This window comes from Nocardiopsis aegyptia (assembly GCF_013410755.1).
In the GTDB taxonomy this organism is placed as follows: domain Bacteria; phylum Actinomycetota; class Actinomycetes; order Streptosporangiales; family Streptosporangiaceae; genus Nocardiopsis; species Nocardiopsis aegyptia.
The window spans coordinates 1,655,129-1,668,228 of record NZ_JACCFS010000001.1; the positions used below are offsets into that span (position 1 = coordinate 1,655,129).

The 13,100-nt window shown below is 73.5% G+C and carries 10 protein-coding genes; 4 read left to right on the forward strand and 6 right to left on the reverse strand.

Features of this window, described 5'->3' with window-relative positions:
* Positions 1 to 26: 26 nt before the first annotated feature.
* Entirely contained in the window at positions 27 to 1,061 is a 1,035-nt protein-coding gene (locus tag HNR10_RS07490) for a class I SAM-dependent methyltransferase (protein WP_179821949.1), read from the reverse strand.
* Positions 1,062 to 1,329: 268 nt separating this feature from the next.
* Positions 1,330 to 3,393, reverse strand: coding sequence for an acyltransferase family protein (locus HNR10_RS07495; RefSeq protein WP_179821950.1), 2,064 nt, complete (start codon positions 3,391 to 3,393; stop codon positions 1,330 to 1,332).
* 372 nt (positions 3,394 to 3,765) lie between these two features.
* Between HNR10_RS07495 and HNR10_RS07500 the strand changes: the two genes are divergently transcribed.
* Positions 3,766 to 4,377: a superoxide dismutase gene (locus tag HNR10_RS07500; protein WP_179821952.1), complete on the forward strand. Its 612-nt coding sequence runs from the start codon at positions 3,766 to 3,768 to the stop codon at positions 4,375 to 4,377.
* Positions 4,378 to 4,546: 169 nt separating this feature from the next.
* On the opposite strand, the gene HNR10_RS07505 is transcribed toward HNR10_RS07500, so the two are convergent.
* Positions 4,547 to 6,022 carry an aminotransferase-like domain-containing protein gene (locus HNR10_RS07505; RefSeq protein WP_179821954.1) on the reverse strand — a complete coding sequence of 492 codons (1,476 nt, stop codon included), beginning with the start codon at positions 6,020 to 6,022 and terminating at the stop codon, positions 4,547 to 4,549.
* Positions 6,023 to 6,142: 120 nt separating this feature from the next.
* Between HNR10_RS07505 and HNR10_RS07510 the strand changes: the two genes are divergently transcribed.
* Positions 6,143 to 6,646, forward strand: coding sequence for a DUF3291 domain-containing protein (locus HNR10_RS07510; RefSeq protein ID WP_179821955.1), 504 nt, complete (start codon positions 6,143 to 6,145; stop codon positions 6,644 to 6,646).
* Between the two features lie 24 nt (positions 6,647 to 6,670).
* Here HNR10_RS07510 and bioD read toward each other — a convergent pair whose 3' ends face one another.
* Positions 6,671 to 7,387 carry a dethiobiotin synthase gene (gene bioD / locus HNR10_RS07515; protein WP_179821957.1) on the reverse strand — a complete coding sequence of 239 codons (717 nt, stop codon included), beginning with the start codon at positions 7,385 to 7,387 and terminating at the stop codon, positions 6,671 to 6,673.
* Positions 7,384 to 8,700 (reverse strand): adenosylmethionine--8-amino-7-oxononanoate transaminase, encoded by a 1,317-nt coding sequence (locus tag HNR10_RS07520; RefSeq protein ID WP_179821958.1) that lies wholly within the window; start codon positions 8,698 to 8,700, stop codon positions 7,384 to 7,386. Before HNR10_RS07520 ends, bioD begins: the two co-directional genes overlap by 4 nt.
* A gap of 266 nt (positions 8,701 to 8,966) precedes the next feature.
* Between HNR10_RS07520 and HNR10_RS07525 the strand changes: the two genes are divergently transcribed.
* Positions 8,967 to 10,205: an 8-amino-7-oxononanoate synthase gene (locus HNR10_RS07525; protein WP_179821960.1), complete on the forward strand. Its 1,239-nt coding sequence runs from the start codon at positions 8,967 to 8,969 to the stop codon at positions 10,203 to 10,205.
* A gap of 43 nt (positions 10,206 to 10,248) precedes the next feature.
* Positions 10,249 to 11,637 (forward strand): SGNH/GDSL hydrolase family protein, encoded by a 1,389-nt coding sequence (locus tag HNR10_RS07530; protein ID WP_179821961.1) that lies wholly within the window; start codon positions 10,249 to 10,251, stop codon positions 11,635 to 11,637.
* Positions 11,638 to 11,768: 131 nt separating this feature from the next.
* On the opposite strand, the gene rocD is transcribed toward HNR10_RS07530, so the two are convergent.
* Positions 11,769 to 13,043, reverse strand: coding sequence for an ornithine--oxo-acid transaminase (gene rocD, locus HNR10_RS07535; RefSeq protein WP_179821963.1), 1,275 nt, complete (start codon positions 13,041 to 13,043; stop codon positions 11,769 to 11,771).
* Positions 13,044 to 13,100 lie beyond the last annotated feature (57 nt).

Here is a 13,100-nt window from a genome sequence, read left to right on the forward strand (position 1 = left end):
TGTGCGCTGTGGGCGCTGTGGCGTCGTCAGACGCCCTTGCGGCTGAACACGTGCGCCCCCTTCTCGGCGTGCTCCTCGGTCCGGTGGAGTTCGGGGTGCTCGGCCAGCCAGCGGTCGCCGATGGCGCGCTCGTCGGGCCGGTCGGCGTCGTCCAGGACGAACACGACGTCCTCCGTGCAGTGCGGCATCAGGGCGGGGAGAGCGGGGTAGCGAGCGTGCCGGCCGGTGGCCTTGGGCGGGCCGTCGACGAACACGAGGCCGATGCCGTCCAGGTCGGCCAGGACGGCCGCGTCGTACCAGCGGTCGGCCGTGACGACCTCCTCGTCGCCGACCGTGACGGTGGCGGCCTCGACCCCGGTCAGAGGCGCGGTCCGCACCTCGACGATGTCGTCCAGCCCGTGGGAGGAGACGAGGGCGCGGCTGAGTTCGGCATAGCGGGCGTCGTGCTCGACCGCGACGAGCCGACCGCCCCCGGCGCGGCGCAGGGCGTAGCCCATCCAGACACTGGAGGCGCCGCTGCCGAACTCCACGACCAGGTCGGGGCGCAGCCGGTCGATGTGGCGCACCAGGACCCGGAGCACGTCCGGGGAGGCCGCCCACCCGCGCAGCGGCGGCATGAAGGGGGCCGTGTCGAGGTAGCGGCTCAGCTCGTTCCAGGCCACCTGCTGCTCGTAGTCGTGGCGGCCCTGCCTGGTGACCGCACCGGTGATCTCCCGCGTCAGCTTGGGCAGGGAGTGCGACTGGATGCGGTTGACGCGGGCGCGGGTGGCGTCCATGGCGCGGATGGTCTCCAGGCGGTCGCGGCCCAGCGTCTCGGTGACCGTGCGCGTCTGGGTCCTGATCTCCATGGACACCTCGCGCATGGATCGGTGCAGCCTGCGCAGTGCCACGCCCAGCACGGCCACCGCGCCGGTCAGGACGACCAGGCCGGTGGCGATGACGGCCTCGGCCACGGTCAGCAGCGCGAACACGCCCAGGACCGTCGGAGCGACCAGCGCGGCCGACGCGAGGACCGCGGCGGCGATGAGCAGGGGGCGGCGTGCGCGTCGAAGCGATCGCATGGGTGGGTACCTCCGGAGTTTCGGACACGGCACGTGGGGCGTGCGGGGGACATGGCGGAGTTCTCCGTGTGAAACGACCGGTTTCGAGCGCGTCTCCGACGGCGCCGGGAAACTCCCGCGAAGTGGTGTCGACACTAACCCCCCAGGGAATGGCACGGCCCCGTGCTGGGGAAATCAAAACCGGAATGACACCCAATTCCCGCATTGTTCACCAGCCCCTCACTCGGGCCTCGATTCTGCGAGGCCCGGTGTTCCCCGAGTAGGGCGGTCACCATCCCGTGGCCTCCAGCAGTGCCTCCTCGACCATCGGCGAGAGCGTGCGGGCGTAGGTGGCGGTCATGTGCGAGTGGTCCCAGAACACCAGCACGTTACCCACGACCGCGTCGCACTCGCCGGAAGGACACACGTAACGGGTCAGGTCCATCGTCGTGACGTTGGAGGGCAGGTCCGCGTCGGCCACCGGGTCGGAGGGCGCCTGGCTGTAGGTCGCGGGCGAGGTGCACCGGTCGGGGTCGCCCCGCTCCACGCACTCCGCGCTCTGGTAGTCCAGTCGCGGCAGGTCGCGCATGCCGACCACGTCGATGCCCCACTCCTCCAACTGGAGCCAGCGCACGGCGAACCCCTCCGGGATGGTCTCCCCCGCCGGTGTGGCGCGCGTGGAGGAGGTGAACACCGCGTCGGGCCGCAGCCGCTCCAGTTCGTCCATGGCCTTGGCGTCCCACTCCTGGCACTCGGTGAACACCTCGCCGTCCCGGTAGGGGGTGTCGGTGCTGAACTGGCAGCCGCTCTTGGTGAAGGACACCAGCCGCCACCCGTGCTTCTCCGCCGCCGCGGCCACGGGCGGATACCAGTGGGCGGTGCGCGAGGCCCCGACGAAGGCCAGGGTGTGCTCGGCGTCGGCCGGCCCGCGGTCGCACACGACCAGGTCGGTGGAGTTGAGGTTGACGTGGCAGCCCTCGGTGTGGTGCGAGGACAGGTCCATCTTGGCGTCGGCGGGGTCGGGCAGGACCGGCAGCTCCTCCAGGTCCGCCGCGGCGCCGGCCTCGGCGACCGCGAGCGCACCCGGGTAGCTCTCCGGTTCCCCCGCGTGCTCCCTGCGGATCCGCTGGTCCTCGGCGATCTGCCCGGACCAGGCCAGGGAGAGGGCCACCACCGGCGCCAGGAAGGCGGCGGCCAGGCCCAGGGACCAGACCGGGGTACGCCGCCGGGCCGGTCGGGTGAGGCGGTCCGTGCCGCCCTCGACGACCTTGTGCGTCACCCACGCCAGGGCCAGGGACAGCGCCAGGACCCCGGCCCCGCCGAGCGGGCTCGCCAGCGTGCGGTCGGTGACGTAGAGGTAGCAGACCAGGATCGGCCAGTGCCAGAGGTAGAGCCCGTAGGACAGCCCGCCGAGCGCGGTGAGCGGGCGCCAGGTGAGCAGGCGGTCCGCGCCGAACCGGCTGCCGGTGGTCCCCGCCAGGATCACCAGGACGGCGGCGCCGGTGGGCCACAGGGCCACGTAGCCGGGGAAGAGGGTGGCCACCGGAAGCAGGAGGCCGCAGGTGACGAGGGCGATCACTCCGATCCAGCCCATGACCGTGCGCAGGCGGCCGGGGAGGTCGAACCTGTGGATCGTCAGGGCCAGGACCCCGCCCAGGGCCAGCTCCCACAGGCGGGCACCGGTGTCGAAGTAGGCCCAGGCCTGGTCGGAAGCGGTGATCCACACCGAGTAGGCCAGGGAGCACACGAGGACGGTGGTGACCGCGGCCAGGACCGCGTGCCGGACCGGCAGGCGGGCGCGGGCGGCCACGAACGCGGCCAGGGTGAGCAGGACCGGCCACAGGACGTAGAACTGCCCCTGGATGGACAGCGACCAGAAGTGCTGGACGGGGCTGGGCGCGGCGTCCCGGGCCAGGTAGTCGACCGCCGCCCGGGCCAGTGCCCAGTTCTCGTGGTACAGGGCCGCGGCGCGCACCTCGGACATGATGTCGGCCCAGCGCGAGCGGGGCAGCCAGAAGTAGGTGGCCGCGAGGACCCCGCCGAGAGCGAACGCGGCGGCGGGCGCGAGCCGCCGGAGCAGGCGCGTCCAGAACGCCACGAAGGCGATGCGGCCGTCCCGTTCGAGGGTGCGCATCAGGGAACCGGTGATGAGGAATCCGGTGAGCACCAGGAAGACGTCCACACCGCCGGAGACCCGGCCGAACCAGATGTGGTAAACGGCGACGAGGACGACGGCGATCGCGCGCAGGCCCTCGATCTCGGGCCGGAAACCGGTGCGGACCCGAGGTGCGGATCCGAGTGTGGAAGGGGCGTCCGCTGATGCTGCGGCGGCCCCTGCGACAGGAACAGACATGAATAGGGACGGCCTCTGAAGAAAGGGATGGTGTCGGCCGAAGGGGGGCGGTCAGCGGGTTCGGCCCCTGGTTTTCGGCGCTGAATTATCGCCCCCTCCGGTGCCGACCGGGTGAAGGGCGGGCGAACACGCGAGCAACTCCGCCGGTCGACGTGGTCCCCGCCGATCGGCGACACGCCGCGCACCCGGATCATGACCCTACGTCATCATCGGTGGTCGTCCCCGGAACGACGTCCGCAGTCGTTTATTCCCCCGAGCCGGTGTCGAGAGCCTGACATCGGGGACCCCGCGCACTGGCTGATAGCTTGCTGCATAGCGATCTCATCGCTGGTAAGCCCGACGATTCGCGTCATTTGGAAAGGTGCGTCAGAGATGTCTGCGCCATACTCGCTGCCCGAACTCACCTACGACTACGCGGCCCTGGAGCCGTGGATCTCCGGTCAGATCATGGAGCTCCACCACTCCAAGCACCACGCTGCCTACGTCGCCGGTGCCAACACCGCGCTGGAGCAGATGGCGGAGGCCCGGGAGTCCGGCAACTTCGGCACCATCCCCATGCTCGAGAAGAACCTCGCGTTCCACCTCGGCGGCCACGTCAACCACTCGATCTTCTGGCAGAACCTCTCGCCCGAGGGCGGCGACAAGCCGACCGGCGAGCTGGCCTCGGCGATCGACGACCAGTTCGGTTCGTTCGACGCCTTCCGCGCGCACTTCGGCGCGGCGGCCAACAGCATCCAGGGCTCCGGCTGGGCGATCCTCGCCTACGAGCCCCTGGGTCAGCGCCTGATCATCGAGCAGCTCTACGACCAGCAGGCGAACATTCCGCACAGCACCACCCCGCTGCTGATGCTGGACATGTGGGAGCACGCGTTCTACCTGCAGTACAAGAACGTCAAGGCCGAGTACGTGAAGGCGTTCTGGAACGTCGTCAACTGGGCCGACGTCCAGGCGCGCCTGGAGAAGGCCCGCTCGGTCGAGTTCTAGACCCGCGCGCCCCGGCGGCGCGAGGAGTGCGAGCGTCACCGCACGCCTGCCCGGACACGGCGGGCACGGCACGGGCCGTGTGACGCAGGGGCGGCACCACCCGACCGGGTGGTGCCGCCCCCGTGCTGTCGGGACCGGTGCTGTCGGGACCCGTGCTGCCGGACCGGGTTCAGACGACGAGCCGGTCCGGGTCCTCGACCACGGGTCCGTGCCGGTCGAGTTCGCGCCAGGCACGGCCGAGCCGCCAGACCAGTTCCCGGGTGGTGGCCTCGTCGAAGGCGAAGGGCAGCCGGAAGTACTCGGCGTAGCGCCCGTCCTCCGTCGCCGACATCATGGGGCCGGGGATCAGCTCGACGTCGTGGCACAGGGCCACCTGCGCGAAGGCGCGCGCGTTGACCCCGGGCAGCTTGACCCACAGGGCGGCGCCGCCGTCGGGGCGCTCCCACTCCCAGGTGGGCACGGCCTCGCGCAGCAGCGACTCCATGCGGTGCAGTGCCACCCGCAGCTGGTCGGAGCGCGCGGCGGCGAGTTCGTCGTAGCGCGCCAGCAGGCGCACGGCCACACCCTGGTCGAGCAGCGGGCTGCCCAGGTCGGCCAGGACCTTGCGACGGCTGAGCCGCATGGCGATCTCCGCCGGGGCCCGCAGCCAGCCCAGGCGCAGCCCCGCCCAGCCCACCTTGGTCAGCGACTCGACGGTGATGACCTCCGTGCCGCGCGGGGCGAACGCGGCGAGCGGGGGCGGCTCCCCCTCGGCGCGCAGCCCGGTGAAGGCGCTGTCCTCCAGCACGGGCGTGCCGTACCGGGCGGCCAGTTCACCGATCTCGCGCCGCCGGGCCGCACTCATGAGCCGGCCGGTGGGGTTGTGGTACGACGGCATCACGTACAGCAGGTGGGGCGTGTACTCGACGATGGTGCGGCGGAGCGCGTTGGGGTCGATGCCCTGGTCGTCCAGCGGTACCGGGTGGAAGGCCGCGCCCCGGTCGCGCATGAGGTCGAGGCACCCGGCGAACCCGGGGTCCTCCGTGACCACGGGCGAGCCCTTGCGCAGATAGAGCTGGGAGACGAGGGCGACGGCCTGGTGGGCGCCGGTCGTGACGACGATCTGGTCCGGCGTGGTGGGCAGCCCCTGCCGCTCGTAGTGGTCGGCGATGGCCTGGCGCAGGACGGGCAGCCCGCGCGGATGATAGCTCTCCTCCGCCATGAGGGCGGGCAGGTCCTGTTCGGCGACCTCGCGGACGGCGTCGCCCACGATGTCCAGCGCGGGGGTGCGCATGCAGGCCACCGAGATGACGCGCGGCGTCTCCCGCAGCAGGTTCTGGTACATCGGGTTGGCGAGGCTGCCGGGCACCCAGCCGTCGCCGCGGACCGGGCCCACGCTGGCGCTGACGCGGGTGCCGCTGCCCTGTCGGCTCTCCAGGACGCCCTCCGAGCGCAGGGCGTCGTAGGCCGACACCACCGTGGTGCGGCTGATCCGCAGCGCGGCGGCGAGCGCCCGTTCGGAGGGCAGCCGCTCCCCGGCCAGGACCGTGCCCTGGGTGACGAGGCCGTGCAGGGAGTCGGCGAGGCGCCGGTAGAGCGCGCCGCTGCCGGCCGACCACGCGCCGAGGTGGTCCACCAACACGCCCACTTCGCGAGAAGAGTCCATTTACCGCTCCATTGGATCTGTCTGTGTGGACCGCTTCTCTCCATACTGGCATCACCAGGAGGGATACCACCAGAACCAAAGTGGCCCCTTCACAGCCAGTCCACTCTTCTGGGAGAACCGATGCCGTCCCTGATTCCGCTCCAGCGCACCTCGGCCCGCCACGCGGTGCCGGCCGCCGTTCCGGCCCCCTGGTCGGCACCCGCGCCGGTGCCGGGGGCGGTGCTCGCCGAGGCGCGCACGCTCACCGCACCCGACGGCGACCACTGCGCGCTGTTCTCGCTGGTCCTGGCCATGCGCCGACGTGCCGAGGACCATTCCGGCCATCTGGGAGAGGTCCATTTCTCCGAGGAGGGGGACCGCGTCCGGCTCGTGTCCCGGTGGCGGTCGGCGGAGGAGCTGCGGGCCTTCGTGGAGCAGGCGCACGACGACCTGCTCGACTACCGGGCGGCGAGCGGCGCGTTCCCCCGCGTGGAACGGGTCCTGTGGTGGTCACCGGCCGACCAGGAGGTGACCGCGGCGGAGGCCGACCGGCGCACCGAGCACCTGCGCGCACACGGCCCGGGGCCGCACGCGTTCACCCTGGCCGCTCCCGTTCCCAGGCCCGCGGACCCGCGGATGCCGTGACCGGCGCTGCCCACGGGTCCGGGGTCAGGCGGGGTGGCGCGCCGCGAAGGCGGCGGCGTCCCACGTGCCCCCGAGGTCCGGGGCCAGGGCGGCTCGGGCGGTCTCGGCGAACGCGGGGCCGTCGAGGCCGCCGCTGCCCTCGGGGACGGCGCCGAGCAGCGGCCCGGCCCCCATGGTCGGCAGGTCCGCGAGGTTGCAGCGCTGCGCCAGGTCCGGCTCGCGCGGCCAGGAGCCCACCACCACGCCGACCGGCCCCAGCCCCCGGGCGCGCAGCGCCTCGCCGGTCAGCGCCGTGGCGTTGAGCGTGCCCAGGTCGGGCCGGGCCACCACCAGGACCGGTGCGGACAGCAGGACGGCCGCGTCGGCGAGGGTCTCGCCCTCCGCGTTCAGCCGCACCAGCAGCCCGCCCGCCCCCTCGACCACCACCAGGTCGTGGTCGGCGGTCAGCCGGACGGCGGCGTCCGCGACCTCCTCGGCGCGCACGCATCGGGCACCGCACCGGGCCGCGGCGGTCGCCGGAGCCAGGGGGTCGGGGTAGCGGACGAGTTCCGCGGTGCTCACGCCCGGGACCAGCCGTGCGACCTCGGCGGCGTCTCCCGGCTCGTCGGCGGCGACACCCGTCTGCGCCGGCTTGAGGACCGCCACCCGCCGCCCGGTGTCCCGGGCCGCGGCGGCGACGGCGGCCGTGACCACGGTCTTGCCCACCCCGGTATCGGTCCCGGTCACCACCAGCAGGCTCACCGTGCCCCCAGCGAGGCCTCGGCCGCGGCCACCATGCCCGCCGCGATCACCGCGACGTCCTCGTCGGTGCACACGTAGGGCGGCATGACGTAGACGTGCTCGCGGAAGGGGCGCAGCCACACCCCCGAGGCCACCGCGGCGCGCGTGGCCTCGCGCATGCGCACGGGCGCGTCGAGCTCCACGACGCCGATCGCGCCGAGCACGCGCACCTCGCGCACCCCCGGCAGCGGTTCGGCCGCGGCCAGGCCCTTGCGCAGCCCGGACTCGATCCGCCGCACGTCGGCCCGCCAGTCGCCGCCGGTGAGCAGCTCGATCGAGGCCAGGGCGGTGGCGCAGGCCAGCGGGTTGCCCATGAACGTGGGCCCGTGCGCCAGGACCGGCACCTCCCCCTCGGCGATGCCCCGGGCCACGCGTTCCGTGCACAGGGTCGCGGCCAGCGTGAGGTAGCCCCCGGTCAGCGCCTTGCCCAGGCACATGATGTCGGGTGTCACCCCGGCGTGGTCGGCCGCGAACAGCTCGCCCGTGCGCCCGAACCCCGTGGCGATCTCGTCGAAGACCAGCAACAGGCCGTACTCGTCGGCGATCCGCCGCAGCTCGCGCAGGTGGCCGGGGTGGTGGAAGCGCATCCCGCCCGCGCCCTGGACCACCGGCTCGACGATCACCGCGGCCAGGGTGTCGGCGTTCTCGGCGGCCAGGCGCTCGAACTCCGCCACCCAGGCCGGGTCCACCGCGGTGTCGAAGCCCGCCGGGGGCCGGGGGGCGTGCACCTGGCGCGGCAGGACGTCGCCCCACAGGGAGTGCATGCCGCCGTCGGGGTCGCACACGCTCATCGCGTGGAACGTGTCGCCGTGGTAGCCGCCCCGCCAGGTCAGGAAGCGGCGGCGCTCGGGGCGTCCGGTGGAGCGGTGGTACTGGAGGCACATCTTCATCGCGACCTCCACCGACACCGAACCGGAGTCCGCGAGGAAGACGTGCTCCAGGCCGTCGGGCGTGATCTCGACCAGCGTGCGGCCCAGCTCCGCGGCCGGGCCGTGGGTGAGCCCGCCGAACATCACGTGGCCGAACGCGTCCACCTGCTCCCGCACCGCCGCGTCCAGCGCGGGGTGGCCGTAGCCGTGGATCGCCGACCACCACGACGCCATTCCGTCGACGACTCTGTGCGTCTCCCCGTCCGACCACAGGTCCAGACGCGTGCCCCGCGCCCCGGTGACCACGTACGGCTCCTCGGCGGCGGGGACGGTCGTGTACGGATGCCACAGGTGGGCGCGGTCGGCGGCGCGCACGCGCGCGGGATCGACAGGGGTCGGCGTCATGGTGCCCCATTGTTCACGGGACGCACCGGCGGCGGCCACGCGGGCGCCGCCAGGAATCGCGGCCGAACTTTGTGGGCTTCCACGGGTGACGGTCCCCGGCCCGAACGGCAGAGTCGTAGACGCCTCCCTGGCACGTGGACCGAACCGTCCCAGCGTGATTGGCCGCCGCTGGGCCGGTTCCCACCCGTGGTGCCGCCTCCGCCCTCGCCCCCTCCCCCGAACCGGAGTGTGCCCGCCTCCGTCGCCGATCCGAGGAGACCACCGACATGGACAGCGCCGCGAGCACCGCGCCACCGCGCCCCTGGCCCCTGCGCGCCGAGCGCCCCGGCCCGGCCGGGTCCGGCCCGTCCCTGCCCTTCGCGTGGTTGGACGGGGCCGCCCGCCGGCGCGCCGAGGCCGGCCTGACCCGCCGCACGGTGCCGCGTCCCGTCGACGACGCGCTCCTGGACCTGGCGGGCAACGACTACCTGGGCCTGCTGCGCCACCCGGAGGTCGTGCGCGCGGCGGCCGACGCCGCCCACGCCTGGGGGGCGGGGACCGGCGGGTCCCGCCTGGTCACGGGCGACACCGAGCTGCACGGTGAGCTGGAGCGCGAGCTGGCCGACTTCTACGGCACCGAGGCCGCGCTCGTGTTCTCCTCCGGCTACGCGGCCAACCTGGCGATGGTCACGGCCCTGGCCGCCCCCGACGAGGGTGACGCGCCCCTGGTCGTGTGCGACCGCTACAACCACGCCTCGCTGATCGACGCCACCCGGCTGGCCAAGGCCTCCGGCGCGCGCGTCACGGTCTTCGACCACGCCGACCCCGGACACGCCGCCGCGGCCCTGGAGGGCGCGCGGGAGCGTGCCCTGCTGCTGAGCGACACGGTCTTCTCCGTGGACGGCGACCTCACCGACGTGGCCGCACTGGCGGAGACAGCGCGCGGGACGGGCGTCACCGCCCTGTTGCTGGACGACGCGCACGGGCTGGGCGTCGTGGGTCCCGGGGGGCGTGGCACCCTCACCCTCGCCGGGCTGCGCGGCGCCCGCGACGTCGTGGTGTCGGTGACGCTGTCGAAGTCGCTGGGCGCCCAGGGCGGCGCCGTGCTCGGGCCGCGCAGGGTCATCCGGCACCTGGTGGAGACCGCGCGCACGTTCGTGTTCGACACGGGGCTCGCACCTGCCTCGGCGGGCGCGGCGCTGGCGGCCCTGCGCGTGCTGCGGGCCGAACCCGAGCGCGCCGACGCCGTCCGGGGGCGGGCGATGGAGCTGTCGCGGGGGCTGCGCGAGCGCGGGCTGACGGTGAGTACGCCGGACGCGGCCGTGGTGTCGGTGATCGCCCCGTCCCGCGAGTCCGCGCTCGCGTGGCGCTCGGCCTGCCTGGAGGCGGGCGTGCGTGTGGGGTGCTTCCGCCCGCCGTCGGTCCCCGACGGCCGGTCGCGGCTGCGGCTGACCGCCCGGGCGACCCTGGACGACGCCGCGGTGCGCCGGGTGCTGGACGTCGTCTCCACCACGCGTCCCAGGTAGCCTGGCCCATGCTGGAGCCCTTGTTCGGGAGGCGGTAGCAGCGGTGTCTGAGCGCGGTGACGACGGATCCGGGGCGGAGGTCCCCGAGAACCCGCCCGGGTCCCCCTCCGACGACGCCCGGACCGGTGACGGCACGCGTCCGGACGATCACACGCCGGTGGACGGGGACGCACGTCCGGCCGAGCCCGGCGCGGCCGACGGCGACGCGGACGACGGGCCCGCGGACGACAGCGACGGGTCCGCCCCCGGGGACGGCGGCGCGCCGCGCCGGCCGCGCGGCCGGCGCAGGGCCCGTGCCGCCCTCGTGGCCAGTGCCGTCCTGGTCCTCGCCCTGATCGTCACCCTGGTCGTGCCCCCGGCCCGTGACGGCCTGGTCAACCTGTGGTGCGAGGCCACCGACGGCGTCTGCCCGGTCGAGGAGCTGCCGCCCATCACCGAGGACGAGGAGACCGACCCCCGGGTGCGCATGGAGCCCGAGGAGGCGGCCCTGTGGGGCAACTACGTGGCGCTGGGCGACTCCTACTCCTCCGGTGACGGCGCGGGCGACTACGACCCCGCCACCGCCGAACCGGGCGGGTGCTGGCGCTCGGAGCACGCCTACTCCCAGCTCATCCAGCAGGAGTTCGACTTCGCCGGCTCGCTCGGCTTCTACGCGTGCAGCAGCCACCGGGCCACCCACATGCTGGAACAGCTCGGCACCCCCGAGTCGCAGATCGAGCGGGTCACCGAGCACACCTCGCTGGTCACGCTCGGCATCGGCGGCAACGACCTCGGCTTCATCCCCGTGCTGCGCACCTGCATCGTGCGGATGCCGCTGCTCGACAACGGCGCCTGCCAGGCCCAGGAGGGGGAGATCGGACGGCGGCTGGACGCGTTCGAGGAGGACCTGACCGAGGTGCTCGGCGAGATCCGCGACCGCGCTCCCGACGCCCGCGTGCTCGTCCTGGGCTACCCGCGGCTGTTCCCCGAGGAGCCGCAGGGCATGTACTACACGCTGACCGTCAGCGACCAGGAGTGGCTGAACGGCATCGGCCGCGACCTCAACGAGCGCATCCGCGACGTCGTCTACGAGGTGGACGGCGACGTGTACGGAGAACGGCAGGCGGGCAGCGTCGAGTACGTCAACACCTACAGCGCCCTCAACGGCTACGAGGTGAGCGCCGACGAGGCGTGGCTGAACGGCATCGTGCTCGGCCAGTTCGGCGAGGGGCTGCGCGTGGACCGCGCGAGCTTCCACCCCACCGCCCAGGGCCAGATGTCCATCGCCGACCGTGTCCGCCGGCAGGTCGAGCAGGGGCCCGAGCGTGTCCTCTACGTGTCGCGGGAGACCCTGGCGAGCGCCGACGACGACCGGCTGGCGGCCGAGCTCGGCGGCCCCCTCGCCCCGGTCATCGGCCCGCCCGCGCCCGGCACCGAGGCGGACGGCGAGTAGGGGCGGCGTGCAGGAGGCGGCGCGGACTCCGGGGCGCCGCCGGGTCGTACCCGACGGCGCCCCGGAGTCCGAGGGCCCGCCCCGGCGCCCGCCCCGGGACGTGTTCGGAACGGGCCGCCCCGACTCCCGCCCTAGCGGCCGGCCCGGAGCTCGGCCAGGACCTCGCCGAAGCGGTCCAGGCCCCAGTTGAGGTCCTCCTCGCTGATGACCAGCGGCGGCGACATCCGCACCGTGGAACCGTGCGTGTCCTTGACCAGCACACCGTGCTCGGCGAGCTTCAGGCACAGCTCCTTGCCGGTGCCCAGCGCCGGGTCGACGTCGATGCCCGCCCACAGGCCGATGCTGCGCGCCGACACCACCCCGTCGCCCTCGAACTCCTTGAGCCGCCGCCTGAGCACCTCGCCCAGGCGCCGCGCGTTCTCCAGGTACGGACCCTCGGTCAGCATCGTGACCACCTGCCGCCCGACGGCGCCCGCCAGCGGGTTGCCGCCGAACGTGCTGCCGTGCTGCCCGGGCTGGATCACCCCGAGGACGTCCTCGTCGGCGACCATCGCCGACACCGGCAGGATGCCCCCGCCCAGGGCCTTGCCGAACAGGTAGGCGTCGGGGACCACACCGGTGTGCTCGCAGGCCCGGATGGTCCCGGTCCGGCCGAGCCCCGACTGCACCTCGTCGGCGATGAACAGCACGCGTTCGCGGTCACAGATCTCGCGGACCCGCGGCAGGTAGTCCTGCGGCGGCACGATGACGCCCGCCTCGCCCTGGACGGGTTCGATCAGCACGGCCGCCGTGGTGTGGTCGATCGCCTGCGCGATGGCCTCGGCGTCCCCGTAGGGCACCGAGCGGAAGCCCGGCGTGTAGGGCCCGAAACCGGTCCTGGCCTCGGTGTCGGACGAGAACGAGATGATCGTGGTCGTACGCCCGTGGAAGTTCGCGCCCGCGACGACGATGGTCGCCTGGTCCTGCGGGATGCCCTTGACCTCGTAGCCCCATTTGCGGGCCACCTTGATGCCGGTCTCCACCGCCTCCGCGCCGGTGTTCATCGGCAGGACCTTCTCCTTGCCGACCATGTCGGCCAGGGCGCCGACCCACGGGCCGAACTGGTCGTTGTAGAAGGCGCGGCTGGTGAGCGTCACCCGGTCGATCTGCCGGTGCGCCGCCGCGAGGAGGTCGGGGTTGTGGTGGCCGAAGTTCATGGCCGAGTACCCGGCCAGGCAGTCCAGGTACCGGCGCCCCTCGACGTCGGTCACCCAGGCCCCGCGGCCCTCGGCGATCACGACGGGCAGGGGTGCGTAGTTGTGCGCCGAACGCGCCTGTGCGAGCGCGATGTGATCCGCGCTGGTGAGTGCTTGTCCGCCCGGGTTTCCGGCGGAGTCCTGCTGGCCCAGATTCTGGGTGCTGCTCATCTAGCCGCTCCGATCACCATTGACCGTTGTCAGTCCTGAGATACCCACCGTCGGGCG

What these genes read in the sequence shown, in the direction of transcription:
- rocD (WP_179821963.1), bottom strand. Translation starts at nt 13,043, where the DNA reads ATGAGCAGCACCCAGAATCTGGGCCAGCAGGACTCCGCCGGAAACCCG.
- HNR10_RS07525 (WP_179821960.1), top strand. Translation starts at nt 8,967, where the DNA reads ATGGACAGCGCCGCGAGCACCGCGCCACCGCGCCCCTGGCCCCTGCGC.
- HNR10_RS07490 (WP_179821949.1), bottom strand. Translation starts at nt 1,061, where the DNA reads ATGCGATCGCTTCGACGCGCACGCCGCCCCCTGCTCATCGCCGCCGCG.
- HNR10_RS07495 (WP_179821950.1), bottom strand. Translation starts at nt 3,393, where the DNA reads ATGTCTGTTCCTGTCGCAGGGGCCGCCGCAGCATCAGCGGACGCCCCT.
- HNR10_RS07500 (WP_179821952.1), top strand. Translation starts at nt 3,766, where the DNA reads ATGTCTGCGCCATACTCGCTGCCCGAACTCACCTACGACTACGCGGCC.
- HNR10_RS07505 (WP_179821954.1), bottom strand. Translation starts at nt 6,022, where the DNA reads ATGGACTCTTCTCGCGAAGTGGGCGTGTTGGTGGACCACCTCGGCGCG.
- HNR10_RS07520 (WP_179821958.1), bottom strand. Translation starts at nt 8,700, where the DNA reads ATGACGCCGACCCCTGTCGATCCCGCGCGCGTGCGCGCCGCCGACCGC.
- HNR10_RS07510 (WP_179821955.1), top strand. Translation starts at nt 6,143, where the DNA reads ATGCCGTCCCTGATTCCGCTCCAGCGCACCTCGGCCCGCCACGCGGTG.